The sequence below is a fragment of the Micromonospora haikouensis genome (assembly GCF_900091595.1).
GTDB lineage: Bacteria > Actinomycetota > Actinomycetes > Mycobacteriales > Micromonosporaceae > Micromonospora > Micromonospora haikouensis.
This window is the reverse complement of sequence record NZ_FMCW01000027.1, coordinates 110,903-128,095: the sequence shown is the minus strand read 5'-3', so window position 1 is coordinate 128,095 and position 17,193 is coordinate 110,903. Positions and strand designations below refer to the sequence as shown.

Annotated in this window: 16 protein-coding genes; 7 read left to right on the top strand and 9 right to left on the bottom strand. The window is 71.8% G+C overall.

Annotation, left to right across the window (positions count from 1 at the left end; translation table 11 throughout):
* Positions 1-629: 629 nt before the first annotated feature.
* Complete coding sequence (locus GA0070558_RS24925) at positions 630-1,727, top strand: hypothetical protein (RefSeq protein WP_091284101.1); 1,098 nt, start codon at positions 630-632, stop codon at positions 1,725-1,727.
* A gap of 8 nt (positions 1,728-1,735) precedes the next feature.
* Here the strand turns inward: GA0070558_RS24925 and GA0070558_RS24920 are convergent, their stop codons facing one another.
* Both GA0070558_RS24920 and GA0070558_RS24915 read right to left on the bottom strand, forming a co-directional pair.
* Positions 1,736-2,917, bottom strand: coding sequence for a sensor histidine kinase (locus GA0070558_RS24920; protein ID WP_218107086.1), 1,182 nt, complete (start codon positions 2,915-2,917; stop codon positions 1,736-1,738).
* A gap of 17 nt (positions 2,918-2,934) precedes the next feature.
* Positions 2,935-3,594 carry a response regulator transcription factor gene (locus GA0070558_RS24915; protein ID WP_077936340.1) on the bottom strand — a complete coding sequence of 220 codons (660 nt, stop codon included), beginning with the start codon at positions 3,592-3,594 and terminating at the stop codon, positions 2,935-2,937.
* 176 nt (positions 3,595-3,770) lie between these two features.
* Between GA0070558_RS24915 and GA0070558_RS24910 the strand changes: the two genes are divergently transcribed.
* From GA0070558_RS24910 to GA0070558_RS24895, 4 genes are read left to right on the top strand one after another with little or no spacing between them, the layout of a single operon-like run.
* Entirely contained in the window at positions 3,771-4,316 is a 546-nt protein-coding gene (locus tag GA0070558_RS24910; RefSeq protein WP_141722314.1) for a hypothetical protein, read from the top strand.
* A complete protein-coding gene (locus GA0070558_RS24905) occupies positions 4,313-5,398 on the top strand; it encodes a peptidoglycan-binding domain-containing protein (RefSeq protein WP_091284097.1) in 1,086 nt (361 codons plus the stop codon). Before GA0070558_RS24910 ends, GA0070558_RS24905 begins: the two co-directional genes overlap by 4 nt.
* Positions 5,395-6,087: an ABC transporter ATP-binding protein gene (locus tag GA0070558_RS24900; RefSeq protein ID WP_091284095.1), complete on the top strand. Its 693-nt coding sequence runs from the start codon at positions 5,395-5,397 to the stop codon at positions 6,085-6,087. The genes GA0070558_RS24905 and GA0070558_RS24900 overlap by 4 nt, the downstream gene beginning before the upstream one ends.
* Positions 6,084-7,295, top strand: coding sequence for an ABC transporter permease (locus GA0070558_RS24895; RefSeq protein ID WP_091284093.1), 1,212 nt, complete (start codon positions 6,084-6,086; stop codon positions 7,293-7,295). Before GA0070558_RS24900 ends, GA0070558_RS24895 begins: the two co-directional genes overlap by 4 nt.
* A gap of 82 nt (positions 7,296-7,377) precedes the next feature.
* Here GA0070558_RS24895 and GA0070558_RS24890 read toward each other — a convergent pair whose 3' ends face one another.
* Positions 7,378-7,824: a hypothetical protein gene (locus GA0070558_RS24890; protein ID WP_043962037.1), complete on the bottom strand. Its 447-nt coding sequence runs from the start codon at positions 7,822-7,824 to the stop codon at positions 7,378-7,380.
* 953 nt (positions 7,825-8,777) lie between these two features.
* On the opposite strand from GA0070558_RS24890, the gene GA0070558_RS24885 reads away from it, so the two are divergent.
* On the top strand, positions 8,778-9,362 hold the full coding sequence (locus GA0070558_RS24885; RefSeq protein WP_091284091.1) for a MerR family transcriptional regulator: 585 nt from the start codon (positions 8,778-8,780) through the stop codon (positions 9,360-9,362).
* 84 nt (positions 9,363-9,446) lie between these two features.
* Here the strand turns inward: GA0070558_RS24885 and GA0070558_RS24880 are convergent, their stop codons facing one another.
* The 3 genes from GA0070558_RS24880 to GA0070558_RS24870 form a co-directional block, all read right to left on the bottom strand.
* Positions 9,447-10,478: a glycoside hydrolase family 11 protein gene (locus GA0070558_RS24880; protein WP_091284089.1), complete on the bottom strand. Its 1,032-nt coding sequence runs from the start codon at positions 10,476-10,478 to the stop codon at positions 9,447-9,449.
* A 435-nt stretch (positions 10,479-10,913) separates the two neighbouring features.
* On the bottom strand, positions 10,914-11,375 hold the full coding sequence (locus tag GA0070558_RS24875) for an S-adenosylmethionine decarboxylase family protein (protein ID WP_091284087.1): 462 nt from the start codon (positions 11,373-11,375) through the stop codon (positions 10,914-10,916).
* 37 nt (positions 11,376-11,412) lie between these two features.
* On the bottom strand, positions 11,413-12,612 hold the full coding sequence (locus tag GA0070558_RS24870; protein WP_077936348.1) for a nucleotide disphospho-sugar-binding domain-containing protein: 1,200 nt from the start codon (positions 12,610-12,612) through the stop codon (positions 11,413-11,415).
* A gap of 229 nt (positions 12,613-12,841) precedes the next feature.
* Here GA0070558_RS24870 and GA0070558_RS24865 point away from each other — a divergent pair, with 229 nt between their 5' ends.
* A complete protein-coding gene (locus GA0070558_RS24865; RefSeq protein ID WP_091284084.1) occupies positions 12,842-13,795 on the top strand; it encodes an aldo/keto reductase in 954 nt (317 codons plus the stop codon).
* 126 nt (positions 13,796-13,921) lie between these two features.
* Here the strand turns inward: GA0070558_RS24865 and GA0070558_RS24860 are convergent, their stop codons facing one another.
* Genes GA0070558_RS24860 through GA0070558_RS24850 form a run of 3 tightly spaced genes read right to left on the bottom strand, consistent with a single transcriptional unit; the run spans position 13,922 to position 17,190 of the window.
* A complete protein-coding gene (locus GA0070558_RS24860) occupies positions 13,922-15,103 on the bottom strand; it encodes an endonuclease/exonuclease/phosphatase family protein (RefSeq protein ID WP_091284082.1) in 1,182 nt (393 codons plus the stop codon).
* The gene (locus GA0070558_RS24855; protein WP_091284080.1) at positions 15,100-16,158 is read right to left on the bottom strand and encodes a glycosyltransferase family 2 protein; all 1,059 of its coding nucleotides are present in this window, start codon (positions 16,156-16,158) and stop codon (positions 15,100-15,102) included. The genes GA0070558_RS24860 and GA0070558_RS24855 overlap by 4 nt, the downstream gene beginning before the upstream one ends.
* Before the next feature lie 45 nt (positions 16,159-16,203).
* Positions 16,204-17,190, bottom strand: a complete 987-nt coding sequence (locus GA0070558_RS24850) for a UbiA prenyltransferase family protein (protein WP_218107085.1) — start codon at positions 17,188-17,190, stop codon at positions 16,204-16,206.
* Positions 17,191-17,193 lie beyond the last annotated feature (3 nt).

Here is a 17,193-nt window from a genome sequence, read left to right as displayed (position 1 = left end):
AGCCGCGCCACGTGTCGCACGAGTTCCCTGGGGACGTCAAGCCTGGCAGAATACGTGATCACGTGGGGTCCTTCGGATAGATCGGTTTCCTTCGCAAGAACCTGTCTATCGGGGGCCCCACGCCCATCCCAGCGCCATCCGGTATGGCTGTTATGCCCGTGTCGTTCGCGCCAACGCGACGAACCTTGCTGAGATCACTTCATTGCCTGCCTGGCGAAACGTCAAGGCCGGTCTGTCTGGTTTGCTCCCTCAGTCGGCGGTGCGGCGATCGTGAATGCGGCGCGGGAGGATTCCTGTCTGCGGCATTGGCCCGAAGCGAACTGCGAAAGGCGTCAATTATCGCGGTGGTCGACGTTCGGATAGACGTATTTCCGCACGCGGGAATAGAGGAACTGGCGTCGGCAACTGCGGGCCTGCGCGCTTCCGCGGCGGCCTACGGTGAGCCCGCCGGTCTGCGCCGCCAACGGTGCGCCCCGGAGGCCGGTTCGGGGTCAGCCGGCGACCGGGTGGTGACCATGCGAGCGCAGTGGGACTCGCGCGAAGACACCTGTTCGCCACCTTCGCATGTCACCCTGGGCGCCCACGAACCGGGCCGTCACCGGCCCCTCGGTCCGCCCACGGGAGGCACCATGGCCAGACGCGTCTTCCTGCACGTCGGCGCCCCGAAGACGGGCAGCACCTTCGTGCAGCACGTGCTCTGGAGCAACAGGCGGGCCCTGAAGCGGGCCGGCATCCTGCTGCCGGCCAGCGCCCGGGCCCAGGACGCGGCCATGACCGATCTGCGCCAGGTGCCCTGGCGCGACGCCGACCTGCGCTGGACCTGGGACCGGCTGGCCGCGAAGGCCCGCGACTGGCCCGGCGACGTGATCATCAGCAACGAGGGGCTGGGCGGGGCGAGCAGCGCGCAGGCGGCCCGGGCCGTGGAGAGCCTGCGGCCCGCCGAGGTGCACGTCGTGGTGGCGGGACGTGACCTGTGGCGTACCCTCCCGTCGACCTGGCAGCAGAGCATCCGGGCCCGCAGCGGCTGGCGCTTCGGCGCCTTCCTCGGCGCGGTGGAACGCGGCGAGTTCGAGACGTTCTGGGAGAACTACACCGCGAACCGGATGCTCCGTCGCTGGGGCGACCTGGTGCCCGCCGAGCGCCGCCACCTGGTGACCGTCCCGCCTCCCGGGGCCCCGTACGACACCCTGTGGCACCGGTTCGCGGGGATCATGGGCATACCCGACGACCTGTGCGAACTGGAGGCACCCACCTCGAACCCCTCGTTGGGTGCGGCCGAGGCCGAGGTGTTGCGCCGGGTCAATCTCGCGCTGGGCGACCGCTACCCGCTCCGCAGGCCGTACCAGGAGGTCGTGCAGCGTCACCTGGTCGACTCCGTGCTGCGCCAGCGCGAGGACGGGCTCAAGTTCGGTGTCGGCCTGGACCGGGCCGGATGGGTGGCCGACCTGGCGGAACAGCAGATCAAGGAGCTGCGGGACTATCCGTGCCAGGTCGTGGGCGACCTGGCGGAGCTCCGGCCGACCAGCATGAAGCAGAGCCGCAGCCCCGACGAGCTCGACGACGGGCAGGTCCTGAGCACGGCGATCGAGACGATCGTCGCCATGCTGGAGCAGGCCGAGGCGCTCAGCACGCGCGCGGACCGCCGGTACGAGGAGATCCTGGCGCGGGTCAGGACCCGGGTCGACGGCGGCGTTCGCCGCCGGCTGCGGCGCGCCACCCGCCGGTAGCGGATCCCCTACCTCCGCGCCGCCCTGCCCGAGTAGGCCCGGTCCGAGGCGATCGACGCGCCGACGTACCGCCCGGCCCGTGGCTGGGTCGGTGCGGATCCCGGCACGTCGAACAGGACGACGAGGCCGCCCGTCGGCCGCGGCTGGGCCCGCGCGGATCCGCGGTGGGCCCGGGCGATCGAGGCGACGATCGACAACCCCAGCCCCACCCCGTGATCCGCGCTGTCCCGGCCTCGGCGCAACTGCCGGAACGGCTCGAACAGCGCCCCGGCCTGGTCGACCGGCACGACCGGCCCGGTGTTGTCGACCCTGAGCACGGGGCCCGGGGCGCCGACCCGTACCCAGACCTGCCCTCCCGGGTGGTTGTACTTGATCGCGTTGTCCACCAGGTTGATCACCAGGCGTTCCAGCAGCACCCGGTCGCCGTTGACGACCTGCGGTGTCAGGTCGGCGTGGATGCTCAGGCCGTGCTGGCTGGCCCGGGCGCGGTGCGCGGCGATCACCCCGGCGGCCACCTCGTCGAGCCGCACCGGTGTGCGGTGGTCCAGCCCGCGATCGCTGCGGGCCAGCACCAGCAACCCCTCGATGAGGGACTCGATCCGGACGTTCATCGCGAGCAGGCGTGAGCACAGCCCCCGTACGTCCGGGTCGGTGCTCCTGCGGGCCAACGCCACCTCGACCAGGGTGCGCTGCGCGGCCAGCGGGGTGCGGAGTTCGTGCGAGGCGTTGGCGACGAACCGCCGTTGGCTGTCGAACGAGTCCGACAGCCGGTCGAGCATCTCGTCGAAGGTGTCGGCCAGGTCGGTCAGCTCGTCGCGGTGCCCCCGCATCCGGATGCGCTGGTCCAGGTTCTCGGCGCTGAACTGGCGCGCCGCCTCGGCCATCACCCGTACCGGCCGCAGCATGCGGCTGGCGACGATCCAGCCCACCAGCAGGGCGAGCAGCAGGGTGATGGCGAGCGTCACGCCGGACTGCACCAGCAGCGTGTCGAGGACGTCGACGCGGTATTCGGCGGCCGTTTCCGCGTTCAGCGGTCGCACCATCGACGTCGGGGTCGGGCCGGCGGTGTCGATTCGTCCGCTGGCGACCGCAGGGAGCGCCGCCCGGAACAGGATGTAGTTGATCGTCAGCAGGACGACGGCGCTGAGCAGAAAGATCCCCCCGCACATGAGGACCAGATGCCCCTTCACCGACAGGCGACGCAGGACTACCCGCTCAATCGGTAGCCCACTCCGGAGAGCGTTTCGATCACCGCCGGGCTGCCCAGCTTCTTCCGCAAGGTCATCATTGTCACCCGAACGGCGTTCGTGAACGGGTCGATGTGCTCGTCCCATGCCTTCTCCAACAGTTCCTCGGCGCTGACCGCGGTGCCTTCGGCCCGCATCAGAACTTCCAGTACGGCAAATTCCTTCCGGGACAGCGCGATGAATCGGCCGTCCCGGAGCACCTGGTGCCGGGGAACGTCGAGTTCGATGCCGGCGCGGCGCAGCACCGGCGGTAGCGCCGGCCTGGCGCGCCGACCGAGCGCCTGCACCCGGGCGACGAGCTCGGCGAGGGCGAACGGCTTGGTCAGGTAGTCGTCCGCGCCGATGTTGAGCCCGTGCACCCGTTCGTCCAGGCCGGTCGAGGCGGTCAGCATGATCACTCTGGCCTCACCGCCGGTCGAGACGATCGCCCGGCAGACGTCGTCGCCGTGCACCACGGGCAGGTCGCGATCGAGGACGACGACGTCGTAGCGGTTGATGCTGATCAGCTCCAGCGCGGCCGCGCCGTCTGCGCACAGGTCCACCGCCATGGCCCGCTGGCGCAGCCCTTCGGCCGTCGCCTCAGCCAGCACCGCCTCGTCTTCCACGATCAGTACGCGCATGGAGATCCCTTCTCGTGGCACCGGCTCCAGTGTGCACCAATCGTTCGTAAGTTCGAGATAAGAAGTGCTGCTTACGCCACCAATATCCACTCGCTGGTACACCTGTTGGCAACAATGACATCTTCCTGAGTCGGAGATGATCCTGATCGGAAGAGGACCCTGAAATGAGGAACGCCATGAGTCGTGAGTGGCTGACACCCATCCTGCTGGGCGCGCTACTGCTGGCCACCGGCTGTGCCGCCAAGGTCGGCAGTAACGAGGTCGCGTCGGTTTCCGGTGTCTCCAGCGCGCCTTTGGGCGCGGACCAGAACGAGTTCCGGCGGTGCATGAAGGAGCGTGGAGTCGACCTCGACGCGAATAGTGACAGCAATGAGTTGGGTGGCGGTTCGGGACACGACTCGGGCAAGGTCGACTCCACCAAGGCACCCGGCCAGCAGCAGCGGGAGCTTGCCGCGTTGGAGCAGTGCCGCCAGCACCTGCCCAACGGCGGCAACCCGCAGCCGCTCAGCGAAGAGGAACTGGAGCAGGCCCGGGCGTTGGCCAGGTGCATGCGTGCCGGTGGGTTCGACTATCCCGACCCCGACCCGCACTCCGGTGGCGGCTCCGGATCCATGGCCATCCCGCCGGGGATCGACATCGACAACCCGACCGTCCTCGCCAAGCTGCGCGGGTGCCGACAGGAGGCGGGCTACCAGCCAGCCACACCCGGTGCCGGATCGTGAGCGCGGCGGCCACCAGCCAGGGCGGCGGTCCGGTGCGGACGCGGCGCGAGCGGCGACAGCGCTGGCTGCTCGGGGGCGTCGCGGCCGTGGCCGTGCTGGGCACCGGCGGCGTCACGGCGTACACCCGGCTCCAGGGTGTCTCCGCCGAGCCGACGCAGCAGGCCACGCCACGGCGCACCGCGACGGTCACGAGGACCGACCTGGTCGAGCGGATCCTGGTCGACGGCACCGTCGGGTACGGGCCGAGCAGCCCGGTGGCCGGCCGTCGGGCCGGCACCATCACCTGGCTGCCCAGCCCCGGCGCGCTGGTCAGGCGGGGGGAGCGGCTCTACGCGGTGGACGCCGAGCCGGTCCCGCTGCTGGTCGGGAACACGCCGATGTACCGGGACCTCGGCGTCGGGGTGTCCTCCGGCCCCGACGTGCTGGTCCTGGAGCGCAACCTGGACGCGCTCGGCTATGACGTCGGCACGGTGGACGGCAGGTTCCGGTCGGGCACCCGGCAGGCGCTCAAGGAGTGGCAGCGGGAACTCGGCCTGCCGGAGACCGGGCGACTCGCCCCCGGCGACGTCGTGGTGCTCCCCGGCGAGGTGCGGGTCGACAAGGTGACCGGGCAGCTCGGTGGCTCGGCCCAGGGCGAGGTGCTCGACGTGACCGGTGTCGGGCGGCTGGTCACGGCGGGGCTGGCGGAGGCGCAGCGCCGCTTCGCGCGTCCCGACGCGAAGGTCCGCCTCGACCTGGCCGACGGACGGTCCACCACCGGCACGGTCAGGTCGGTCGCCGTCGGTGCCGGCGAGGACGATCGGTCCACGCTCACGGTGACGATCGACTTCACCGACTCCGCGCTGGCCACCAGGGTGGACACCGGACCGGTCACCGTCCGGTTCGACGGGGCCAGCCGGGCGGGTGCGCTCGCCCTGCCGATCGAGGCCCTCGTGGCGCTGCGCGAGGGGGGCTACGGGATCGAGGCGGCCGAGGGCGAGCAGCGGTACCACGCGGTCGACCTGGGCCTGTTCGCCGACGGCATGGTCGAGGTCTCCGGCGACGGGGTCGCCGAGGGACTGCCGGTGGTGGTCGCGGGATGACCGCCGTGCTGGAGTTGGAGAACGCCTCCAGGGTCTATCCGGGCGGCGTCCACGCGCTGCGGGCGGCGAACCTCCGCGTGCACGCGGGCGAGATGGTCGCCGTCGTCGGGCCGTCGGGTTCCGGAAAGTCGACCATGTTGCACCTGATGGGCACCCTCGACCGGCCCTCGACCGGGACGGTGTGGGTCAACGGGCACCGGGTCGACCGGCTGACCGACCGCCGGCTCTCCGCCCTGCGGGCCTCCTGGATCGGGTTCGTCTTCCAGTCGTTCCACCTGACCGACGGGTTGAGCGCCCGGGAGAACCTGGTCACGGCGCAGCTCTACCGGGGTGTTCCCGCCCGGTCGCGGCGAGCCCGCGCGGACGAGGCGCTCGAACGGGTCGGGCTCGCGCACCGGGCCGACCACCTGCCGACCGAACTGTCCGGCGGGGAGCGGCAGCGGGTCGCGATCGCCCGGGCCGTGGTGAACCGCCCCAGCATCGTGCTGGCCGACGAGCCCACCGGCAACCTCGACTCCCGGGTTGGCGGCGAGGTGCTCGCCCTGCTCCGGGAGCTCAACGCCGAGGGCACCACGATCGTGGTGATCACGCACGATCTCGGCATCGCCGGTCGGTTCCCCCGGCGGGTGGAGATGCTCGACGGGCAGATCCGCGCCGACGTGACCCAGCAGGGTGCGGTGGCCGGATGACCGTACGACTGCCACCGCCCGCCCGGCTGTCGTTGCCCGACCTGCTCGGGCTCGCCACGGTCGGCGTCCGGGCCCGTCCGGCGCGTACGGTGCTGGCGGCCCTCGGGATCACCATCGGGATCGCCGCCCTGATCGCGGTGATCGGGATCCCGGCGTCCAATCAGGCCGCGGTGCGGGCGGGGCTGGCCGCGCTGGGGCCGAACCTGCTCACCGTCACTCCCGGCCAGAACCTGGTCACCGGGGAACGGGCGCAGCTCCCCGCGGAGTCGGTGCCGATGATCCAACGCATCGCACCGGTGCAGTCGGCCTCCGCCATCGGCTACACCTCGGCCAAGGTGCGACGGACCGACCTGGTGCCGGAGGGCCAGACCAACGGCCTCGCGGTCGCCGCCGCCCGACTCGACCTGCCGGCCGTGCTCAGGTCGACGATGCGCGTCGGGGCGTTCCTCGACCGGGTCACCGAGCAGTACCCGGCCGTGGTGCTGGGCGCGCGGGCCAGCGAGCTGCTGGGCGTCGAGCCGCGCCCGGGTGAACCGGCCCCGCCGGTCTGGATCAACGACCGTTGGTACGTGGCCATCGGGGTGCTCGACCGGCTTCCACTCACTCCGGAGATCGACAACTCGGTCCTGGTCGGCTGGCCGGCGGCGCAGCGCTACCTCGGCTTCGACGGCCGCCCGCAGGCGATCTTCGTCCGGGTGGACGACGAGGCCGTCGACGACGTACGGGCGGTCCTCGGGCGTACGGCGAACCCGCAGCGGCCCGAGGAGGTGCTCGTCTCCCGGCCGTCCGACGCGCTCGCCGCGCAACGTCTGGTCGAGCAGGCGTACTCCTCGTTGTTCCTGGGACTCGGCGCGGTCGCGCTGCTGGTCGGCGGGATCGGGGTGGCCAACACGATGATCATCTCGGTGCTCGAACGGCGCCGGGAGATCGGGCTGCGCCGGGCGCTCGGTGCCAGCCGCGGACATGTCGCCAGCCAGTTCCTGGCCGAGTCCGTGCTGCTCACCGGCATCGGTGGCGCGCTGGGAATACTGCTCGGCTCGGCGGTCACGGCCGGCTACGCCGTAGTCGAGCGATGGCCGGCGGTCCTGCCGCCGACGGCCCTGCTCGGCGGGCTCGCGGTGGCGGTCGGCACCGGTGTGCTGGCGGGTGTCTACCCTGCGGCCCGCGCGGCCCGGCTCGCGCCGACCGAGGCGTTGAGCACGAACTGACCGGCCGGTGCTGGCCGCCGGCCGGCCGGCCCCGGGCACGGGTGCGGCCCCCCGGAGAACCGGGGGGCCGCACCGGGCGGGATCAGCCGATGGTCTGGAACCGGAACGCGGTCGCCGGCCCGTACGCGCCGCAGTCGACGCGGCTCACCCAGGAGCCGACCCCGACGTAGGGGCCGTCGACCCAGCCCCAGGCCGAGCAGTACACGCCGAAGCTGACCGCTCCCGAGTACACGGTGTAGTAGGCCTCGACGTAGTTGGGCGGGTAGTAGTACACGTTGTAGCTGTAGGACGCCGCCGGCCCGAACACCGAGTCCTTGCCGAGCACCTTGGCCCCGGACGGCACGGCGGTCGGCGCGGCGGCCGAACCGACCGCGGCCTCGGTGCTGGTGGTGGGCGCCGTCTTGGGACCGGCCTGGGCGGGCGCGGCCACCGCGGTGGCCGCGAAGATCATCGCTACCGCCAGCGTCAGCTGGAGCAGGAGAGTGCGGATGCTCTGGCCGTCGCGCCGGAGCTTGGTCGGAACGTTCATCCTGGGACCTCCATGGAGCCCTCGTGGGGGATGGACACCGACAAGCATCGGCAGCGATCGGCGGGGCGCAAATAAATGGAAGCGATTCCTTCCGCGACATGGTGTCGGGTGAATGTTTATACGGTTCTTGACTCATCCGATCATCCTCCCGATGGTGGTCCGAAGGGTCGGCACTTCCCCCCTCGCGACCCATCGACAACCGACTGTCTCATGAGATTCATATGACGCGAGTGCTTCGCCCGACAGGATCAGCGAGAGCGAATGCCCGGCCGTCGGGGCGGTGTTGATGGCTTCGGCTGGGACGGTCAGATCCTCCGGGTTGGGCGCAGGTGGCTAAGCGGTTCCCAAATTGCCCAACGTGGATAGCCGCCAGGCTGGGTTCGACGCCTCTCGGTGCGCCGTTCCCTGTGGGAATTCCGCGGCGTGACCCTGCCGCCTGGTGCTCGGGTGGGATGGCTCGTGGGCGCGACCGCCGTCGGCGTCGGATGGCGGGAGTGCGCTCGTCGATCCGGGTGGACCGACGTTCGCCGGGTGCCACTAAAGAAGTGGCATTGCGCCGCAGAAACTCTGTAGGCCGCGAAGCGTCACCATGCATACATCACGAACATCCCGGTCAGTGTGACGCGGTGTCCGGTTGCGCTCGGCTCACTTGTCATGCGGATGTGGCGGACGTGGCCGGTTGGTGACGCGCCTCTATACGCGGGTCGGCACACACGCGACGAGCGCCTGTCGGAGGCCCTTTATGTTTTGCTTATAGCGCCGCTGCCACAATCACGGTCCGGGGGATGTGGAATGTCGCTCGACGATCTGCGGCGTATACCACTCGGGGCTGGCCCGATGGGTGACGACACTGCGGTTCGGCAGAAAGTGGACAGCCCGAGTCTCACTGGGCCCGGCGGTCGCCACTGGCTCCGGGCTGCTGCGGCAACAAGCGGAGGCAGGGGATACTCTTGATGACTATCGATCAGCTCGCGGCCGAGGTATGGCTCACCCCGCGGACCATCCGCTCCTACCACACCCGCGGGCTGCTTCAGCCGCCGAACCGGGTCGGCCGGACGCCCTACTACGACCGTCCCCACCTCAACCGAATGCGGACCGTCGCGCTTCTGCAGGGACAGGGCCTTTCGCTGGAGACGATCTGTGCGCTGCTCGACCCGGACGGGGTGATCGGCAAGTTCATCCTGCCGAACCGGACGATCGACCAGGTGCTGCGTGCCGACCCGAGCCTGACCCGCCCGCTGATCGACAGTGGAGTCCTCCTGCCGCGCCCGGACGGCGCGTTCAGCGTCCGGGGTGCTCGTGCGGTGCTGGCCGCGAGGGTCGCGAGCCGGCCGGACGCTCCGCTGACCGAGGTGCTGCACGTTCTTGCCGGCTCGGTGACCGCGATCGCGCCGCTCGCCGACGAACTGCTCAGCCGGGTGGGCGCCGAGCTGCTCTGTCTGGTGCCCGGCGGTGTCTCCCATCGGGACGAACTGCTCGACCTCGTCGTCGAGGCGCTGCGGGTCGGGCTGCAGACCAGGGCCGCGCCGGCCGCCTGACGCCGTCGGCGTCGTGGGCCTGCGGCGACGGGTGGCGCGCCGGCTCGGCCGGCACGCCACCCGCCTGGTTCGCCCGGGCCGGGGTCAGCCGGTCCGGCAGGTGACCGTCGGCCAGTTCCAGTTGCCGTTGGCCATGATCGTGATGCCGAAGTTGTTGCCGTTGCCGTTCGGCCTGGCGGTGACGGTGCCGGTGGTGCCGCTGACCGAGGCGTTCCAGCTGTTCTGGATGCTCTGGCCCCCGCCGAGGCCGAGGGTGACCACCCAGGTGCTGGTGCCGCTGACCGCCACGTTCAGGTTGAACCGGTCACCCCACTGCTCGGCGGGCGACAGCACCGCGGTGCAGTTGCCGCCCGCGGGCGGGGTGGTCGGGCCGCTGGTCGGACCGGTGGTGGGGTTGCTCCCACCGCCCTCCCAGACGGTGACGTCGGAGCTGCCGCTGCTCTGGTAGCCCTCGGTGGCCATGATCTGGTAGCTGTGGTTGGTGCCGAGGTTGAGGCCGGCGCGGGCCCAGGCGTCGAAGTGGTTGGCGACCGTGATGGTGCCGCTGCTGCGCTTCTGCTGGCGGACGCTCCAGTACTGGTAGAACGTCTGGTTGCCGTCGATCGACGGGGCGTTGACCCGCAGGCTGCGCAGGATGTCGTAGGTGCCGCCGTCGGTGGTCACCGTGCCCAGCCTGGTGGCGCCGCTGCTCGGGTTGTAGCTACCGAAGTTCTCCACCACGTAGTACTCGATGAGCGGGTTGCGGGTCCAGCCGTACAGGGCGAGGTAGGTGTTGTTGTTGCCCGGGTTGTAGTTGCCCGAGTAGCTGACCGTCCGGCGGGTGCCGGTGGCCCAGCCCTTGCCGCCGACCCAGTTGTTGGTGCTCCTGTCCCAGCTGCTGCTGTAGCGGCCGTCGGCGCGCAGCGTCATGCTGGCGTTGCCGCTGTCCTTCCAGAACGAGAAGTAGTAGCCGTTGTGCGTGCCGGTGAGGTTGGAGGTGAGCGTCCGGTCGGCCTCGGCGTACGCGTTGGGCGAGGCGATGAACGTGCCGGTGACGGCCAGCGCTGCGGCGCACGCGGCGCCGAGGAGCAGCCGCAGTCGGCTGCCCCTTCGCGGTCTGGTCGAGGTGTGGTTCATTAGCGTGTTCCTCCTCGTGACAGCTGGTGGTGGCCAGCGCCGCGGTGCGACCCGGCGGGCTGTCGGCGGCCAGGCGCGGCAGCCGGTCGTTCGGCGTCTCACCACACGGTGGGCGGGCGGTCCTCGGGTACGACCGGGACGGGGTCGCGGGGATGACATCGACAGCATTGAGAACCGTCGATGACGAACGTAAGACGCCGAATTTGGGTCTGTCAACGATTTTCCGAAATATTCCCGAAACTTGTCCCTCCCGGGGTGCGGGCCGAGGGTGGCCGCCGGCGGGCCGGCCGTGGCACCTGCGGATCGCGTTCCGCATGGTCATGCGCCCTCGCGGGGCGGGCACGGGTGATCCGGAGCCGGAGCCTCGAAACTTCCGGAACCACCGTCACGCTGCCGGCCGCGTTGACCGGCCGGCCCCGCGCCGCGCGCCGCCCGTCAGGCGCCCACCGCCGCGAGCCGCTGGGTGCGCCACAGCCGGGCCGCCGGGCCGAGCGCGCGGGGCCAGTTCTCACCCCGGCGGGTCAGGGACCGCTCGCTGATCTCGAACCCGCCGACCAGCCCGGCCAGCTCGTCGAGCACGTCGGCCTCGCGGAACGGCTTGCAGGAGAAGATGTTCACGAACACCTCCCGCAGCCCCGGATAGGTGTGGATGGCGGCGTGCGACTCGGCGAGGATCACCACGGCCGACTTGCCGGCCTGGTGCGGCGGGCCGTCCTCGCTGGCGACCAGCGGCCCGGCGATCACGGTCATGCCGATGCGGGCGACGAGGTCGCGCATGAAGGTGTGCAGGGCCTCGCCGTCGTCCAGGGCGCGGGTGTCGGTGACCGCGGACAGCCGCAGGGTCAGCTCGTCGCCGTAGTGGTCGTCGATCGGATGGTCACCAGGGTGCCCGGTCATCGGTCGTTCTCCTTGTCGGTCGGAAGTCGGTGCGGAATCAGCCGGCGCGGGACAGCAGCCGGACCGGGTCGGCGGTCAGTTCCTGCATGATCGAGACGACGCGGGCCGGACCGGTCGGCGGCGCGGCGGCCCGGGCGGGGCGGGACGGCCGGACGCTGCCGGCGCGGTCGACGAGTTCCCGGAGCCGCTCCGGACGCCAGTCGTCGTCCCCGCAGTTGGCGGCCAGCCCCTGGCGGGCCAGCATGTCGGCGAAGTACTCGCGTTCCGGGTCCCCGCCGGGGAAGACCAGCAGCGGCACGCCGGCGTGCACCGCGCTGGCGAGCGTGCCCCGGCCGCCGTGGCAGAGCAGCGCCCTGGCCCGCCCGAGCAGGTTGCGCATCGGCAGCAGCGGCCACGCCTGCACGTTGCCCTGCGGCGACACCCGGGGCGGGGCCGTGTCGGTGCTGCCCGAGGCGATCAGCACGTCGACGTCCGAGCCCTCGAACGCCGCGAGGCAGTGCCGGTAGTACCAGTCGGCGTCCATCGGCGGCCCGCTGGTGTAGGCCAGCAGCCCGCGCTGCCCCGGCCGGGGCCAGTCCACCGGCCCGGTGACGAGGTGCCGGTCCAGGGACGCCGCGGTGAGCTGGCCGACGTACTCGCCGGTGCTGTGCCGCGCGACCAGCGGGTCCATCTCGGGGGCCAGCGGGTAGACCAGGCGGGTGCTCCAGGTGAAGAGCACCTCCGACAGGGACTGGGGCTCCGGTGCCCGGCTGCGGCTCAGCGCCGGCCGGAACGCGGCCAGCGCCCGGGTGTCCACCGGCGCCCAGCTGTCACTGCCCCGCCCGAAGAGACGGTGGTCCGGCCAGGTGACCGGGCTGACCACGGGGATGCCGGCGAGCGACCCGGCGACCACCGTGGTCAGGTCGTAGTCGTGGAAGAGCACCTGCACCCGGCGGGCGCGGAACTCCCGCAACTGCGCGGCCAGGACGGTCTCCACCAGGTCGGGGTCGGCGTACGCGGACCGGGACAGCAGGTCGTCCAGGCGCAGGGCGGTCGTCGCGTCGGGGTACGGCGCGGTCTCCGGCCCGGGGATCGGCACCGCCGGCACGCCCAGCCGGTCCAGCAGGGGCCGGAAGTGTGGGCTGGCGAACAGCACCGGCGTGTGCCCCGCGAGGCGAACCGCCTCGTACACGCTGAGCACGGTGGAGACCGAGCCGAGGCCGTACGACCACACGCCGGGAACCAGGCCGACCCGCATGGTGTCATCCTCCTTCCGGGCACCGCACCGCTGTGGCCGGTGCCCTGCGGAGACTGTAGGAAGCCGGCAACCGCGACAACAAGGTGGCGACGTCCGCGGTCGGCACAGATGCGCCCTGGGTGCCATCTACCCTGCGCCGAAGGTCGTAGATATCGATCAGGAGCGGGCCTGCGGAGGGTTGCCGTCCCTATCCTGGGCGCGACGGACCGTCACACTCTGGGAGGGACTCATGAGGCAACGCGAGTTGTCCGGCGGCGCGGGGATCCAGGTCAGCCAGCTCTGCCTCGGCGCGATGGCGTTCGGCACCGAAGTGGACGAGGAGACCTCGTTCGCGATCCTGGACCGCTTCGTCGAGGCGGGCGGCACCACCATCGACACCGCCAACTGCTACTCGTTCTGGGTCCCCAACGGGGTCGGCGGCGAGAGCGAGACGGTGCTCGGCCGGTGGCTGTCCCGCCGGGGCGGCCGGGACGGCCTGGTGCTGGCGTCGAAGGTGGGCTCCGGGCCCGGCGCGCACGGCGGGGCCGAGGGGCTCGCCCCGGAGGTGATCCGCACCCAGCTCGCCGGCTCGCTCCAGCGGCTCGGCGTGGACCACCTGGACCTGTACTACTCGCACCGGGAGGACCGCGACACCCCCGACGAGCAGACCCTGGCGACCTTCCACGAGGCGGTGACCGAGGGGAAGGTGCGGACGCTGGGAGCCAGTAACCACGCCGCCTGGCGGCTGGCCGAGACCCGGGCGCTGGCCGAGGCGAAGGGCTGGACGCCGTACACGGCGGTGCAGCAGCGCTACTCGTACCTGCTGCCCCGCCCGGCGACGGCGCTGCCCGAGGGCGGGCACGTGCACGCCAGCGACGAGCTGCTGGACCTCGTCCGCAGCCGGGGGCTGACCATGTTCGCGTACAGCACCCTGCTGTGGGGCTCGTACACCCGGCCGGACAAGCCGCTGCCGGAGCACTACCAGCACCCGGGCACCGAGCGGCGGCTCCAGGCGCTGCGCGAGGTGGCGGACGAGCTGGGCGTCACCGTCAACCAGGTGGTGCTGAGCTGGCTGATCGGCGGGGAGCCGGCGATCGTACCCATCGTCGGGGTCAGCTCGGTGGCCCAGCTCGACGAGGCCCTCGCCGCGGTCGACCTGGACCTCCCGACCGAGCTGCGCAAGCGCCTCGACGAGGCCTGCTGAACCGGACCCGCGTCGGCGACCGGGCAGGGGACTCCCCTGCCCGGTCGCCGTGTGTCCACGCGGAAACCCCGTCCCGCTCCCCGGACGGGGAGCGGGACGGGGCCGGCCGGTGGCCGCGCGTGCCGGTCAGCCGGTGCCGGTGAGGGAGACGGTGAAGCGCTGTCCGAGGTGGTCGGAGAGGCCCTGCGGACCGACCATCCGGTAGTCGTGGGACTGCATCGGGCCGGACACGAACGCCCAGTCCAGCCGCCACCACGGCTTGCTGTCCGGCCAGGACGCCGGGTAGGGAAGGCCGCTGGCCTCGGCCACGTCGGTCATCCCACCGGCGAGGTCGTGCAGTTCGCCCATCGCCGAGGTGGCGTTGAAGTCACCGGCGACGAGCTGCCCGTTCCGGTTGCCCGCCAGGTCGGCCCGCAGCGCCCGGTAGTGGGCCTGCCGGCGGTCCTCCTGGGCCCGCATGAACTCGGTGAACTCGGGGTCGGTGGGGTCCATCGAGATGTCGAGCTGCACCGGCACGTGCACGTTGTAGACGGAGAGCACCCGGCCGTCGACGAGCAGGTCGGTGCGGAGCACCTTATGCCGGTAGTAGTCGCCGAAGTCCGAGTCCGCGGGCACCCCGTGCCGCACCGGGTCGCCCAGGTACGGCAGCCCGTCCAGGGCCCGCGAGGCCACGATCGGGTAGCGGGACATGGTGAGCAGCTCCCCGACGGCCACCACCTGGTAGTCCGGGAAACGTTGGCGCAGCTCGGCGACGTGGTCCACCCGGACCGGCCGGTGCCGGTCCAGGTCCCAGCCGACGTACTCCTGGAGGAGGTAGACGTCGGCCTGCTGGGCGGCCAGGTAGTCGTGGAAGCGCTGCGGGTCGGAGCCGTCGTACCAGTACTCGGTGTTCCAGGAGAAGACCCGGACCGCGCCGGGCGGGGCCGGGGTGGCCCCGCCGGACAGCGCGGCCGGGTTCACGCCGGACACGTCGAACCCGATGACCAGGCAGCACACCGCGGCGACGGCGAGCCGAGCGCGCGCCGGCCGGGCCAGCGGGGCGAGGGCCAGCAGCAGCAGCGGCACCGCGACGAAGACCAGCGGCGGCATCAGCTCGACGGGCCGCCACCACCAGTGCCCACCGGTGAGGAGCAGGAACGTCAGGAGGAACACCGCCCAGCCGGCGGTGAGCGCGGCGAGCCAGCGGGCCCGGCGCGGCCACCCCCGCTTGACCGGGGCGTGGCGTTGTGGTGCGGCGGGGGTGGTGACCCCGGGGGTCCCCGGCGCGGCGGTGGCCGCGCCGGGGACGGGGTCGAGCAGGAGGCTCATGCCGTGGTCCCGACCATCGTCGGGGACGACGGGGTGCGGGCGGCCGACCAGTCGGCGTCGTACAGCCGGCGGAAGTCGCGGGACACCAGCCACTGCAGGGCGCCGACCGCGATGCCGGCGGCGATCGCCACGTTGGTGCCGAAGGCGACGGCGGTGAACACGGCCAGGAACGGCAGGCCCTTGCGGCGGCGCACGTGCCGGTACATCTCCGCGTCCGCCGACAGCGAGATGCCGAACAGGGTGGCGGTGAGCAGCAGCCAGGCGGGGTGCAGCACGGCCAGCGGCAGGCTGGCGAGCACGCCGAGGGCGGCCACGGTGCCGAACGAGCGGGCCGGGCTCTCGAAGCCCTTGGCGAAGCGCCGCCGCCGGGCGAACAGCGGCACCCGCAGCCGGGCCCGGCGGTAGAGCTTGTGCAGCAGCGGCCACAGCTCGTCGTCGTCGTCGTGCCAGCCGCGGACCCGGTCGGTGACCATGATCTGGTAACGGGCCGACATCCGCTCGCCGTAGTCGACCTCCTCGGTTTGTCGCAGCCGGGGATTGAACGGGCCGACCTCCTCGAAGACCCGGCGGGGGATCGCGGTCAGCGACGAGAACAGGAAGCTGACCTCGCCGAGGGACGCCATCCGCCAGGAGTACGCCTGGAGCACCCGGCACTCCTCGACGATGCTGTCGCGGATCAGCGGGTCCTCCTCGTAGATGCCGCAGACCGCGCCGTAATCGGGGTGGGCGGCCAGCTCGGCGACCGCCAGCTGCACCGCGTCCGGGCGCAGCGCCACGTCGGAGTCGACGAAGAAGAGGATCTCGCCGCGGGCCGCCGCGGCGCCGGTGTTGCGGGCGACGGCCACCCCGCTGTTGCGCGGGGTCTGGAGCACCGTCACCGGCCGCTGGCGGGCCTTGGCGAGCGAGTCGTCGGTGCTGTGGTCGTCGACCACGATCACCTCGATCGGCTGGTAGGTCTGCCCCAGCGCGGCGTCGATGCACCTGCCGATGGAGTTGCCGTAGTTGTAGTTCGGGATGATCACCGAGACCAGCGGGTTCGCGGTCGGGGTCGTCATGGGGCTGTCTCCTCAGGAGGGGGTGGGTGAGGTGGGTCGGGATCGTCAGCGGGCGAGGGCGAGCAGGGCCGGGTGTTGGGTGGCGAGCAGGACGCCGCCGATCAGCACGCCCCACAGCAGGGCGTTGACCAGCATCGCCCGGTCCTTCAGCAGCACCCGGGTGGGTTCGCCGCCGTCGCCGTCGACGACCACCACCTGGAGGTAGCGGGCCACCGCGAAGAGCGCGAACGGGGTCGAGCCGACCAGCGCCAGCGCCTGGTACGGGGTGGGGATGGTGGCCTGCACGTGGCCGAGGAACCCGCTGATCGCGACCGCGGCGCAGAGCACGATCAGCAGGTCCAGGTACTGGACCGAGTAGCCGGCCAGCGAGGGCCGGTGGGCGCTGCCACCGACGGCCATCTCGTGCCGCCGCTTGCCGAGGATGAGCAGCAGGCAGAGGGAGAAGACGGCGATCAGCAGCCAGCTCGACACGGCGACCCCGGCGGCCAGGTAGCCCTGCACCACCCGGAGCAGGAAGCCACCGGCCACCACGAGCACGTCCAGCAGCGGCAGGTGCTTGAGCCCCCTGCTGTAGGCGACGTTCAGCGTCAGGTAGGCCGCCAGCGGCCACCACGGGAACGCCGGTCCGAACGCCACCGCCGCGACCAGCGCGGTGGCGAGCAGGGCACCGAAGGCGTACGCGGTGGGCACGCTCACCCGGCCGGAGGCGATCGGTCGGTTGCGTTTGGTGGGATGCGCCCGGTCGCGGTGCCGGTCGTAGACGTCGTTCCAGACGTAGACCAGCGCGGAGACCAGGGTGAACAGCAGCACCGCCCAGCTCACCCGGCCGAGGACACCCAGGCCGAGCCGGGGGGTGTCGATCAGCACCAGCGGCACCACCAGCAGGTTCTTCGCCCACTGGTGCGGCCGGATCAGGGTGGTCAGGTCACGCACCAGGTTGCGGTCGGTGGCGCGGGAGCCGGTGGACAGGGCGGCCGTGGGGGCGACCGGAGCGGGCCGGTCGAGGGTCGGCGGGTCGACGAGGACAGTCACGGT

Bases quoted from the DNA above. Each gene is read 5' to 3' on its own strand.
- GA0070558_RS24925 (WP_091284101.1), top strand. From the start codon at position 630: ATGGCCAGACGCGTCTTCCTGCACGTCGGCGCCCCGAAGACGGGCAGC.
- GA0070558_RS24915 (WP_077936340.1), bottom strand. From the start codon at position 3,594: ATGCGCGTACTGATCGTGGAAGACGAGGCGGTGCTGGCTGAGGCGACG.
- GA0070558_RS24910 (WP_141722314.1), top strand. From the start codon at position 3,771: ATGAGTCGTGAGTGGCTGACACCCATCCTGCTGGGCGCGCTACTGCTG.
- GA0070558_RS24900 (WP_091284095.1), top strand. From the start codon at position 5,395: ATGACCGCCGTGCTGGAGTTGGAGAACGCCTCCAGGGTCTATCCGGGC.
- GA0070558_RS24895 (WP_091284093.1), top strand. From the start codon at position 6,084: ATGACCGTACGACTGCCACCGCCCGCCCGGCTGTCGTTGCCCGACCTG.
- GA0070558_RS24890 (WP_043962037.1), bottom strand. From the start codon at position 7,824: ATGAACGTTCCGACCAAGCTCCGGCGCGACGGCCAGAGCATCCGCACT.
- GA0070558_RS24885 (WP_091284091.1), top strand. From the start codon at position 8,778: ATGACTATCGATCAGCTCGCGGCCGAGGTATGGCTCACCCCGCGGACC.
- GA0070558_RS24880 (WP_091284089.1), bottom strand. From the start codon at position 10,478: ATGAACCACACCTCGACCAGACCGCGAAGGGGCAGCCGACTGCGGCTG.
- GA0070558_RS24875 (WP_091284087.1), bottom strand. From the start codon at position 11,375: ATGACCGGGCACCCTGGTGACCATCCGATCGACGACCACTACGGCGAC.
- GA0070558_RS24870 (WP_077936348.1), bottom strand. From the start codon at position 12,612: ATGCGGGTCGGCCTGGTTCCCGGCGTGTGGTCGTACGGCCTCGGCTCG.
- GA0070558_RS24865 (WP_091284084.1), top strand. From the start codon at position 12,842: ATGAGGCAACGCGAGTTGTCCGGCGGCGCGGGGATCCAGGTCAGCCAG.
- GA0070558_RS24860 (WP_091284082.1), bottom strand. From the start codon at position 15,103: ATGAGCCTCCTGCTCGACCCCGTCCCCGGCGCGGCCACCGCCGCGCCG.
- GA0070558_RS24855 (WP_091284080.1), bottom strand. From the start codon at position 16,158: ATGACGACCCCGACCGCGAACCCGCTGGTCTCGGTGATCATCCCGAAC.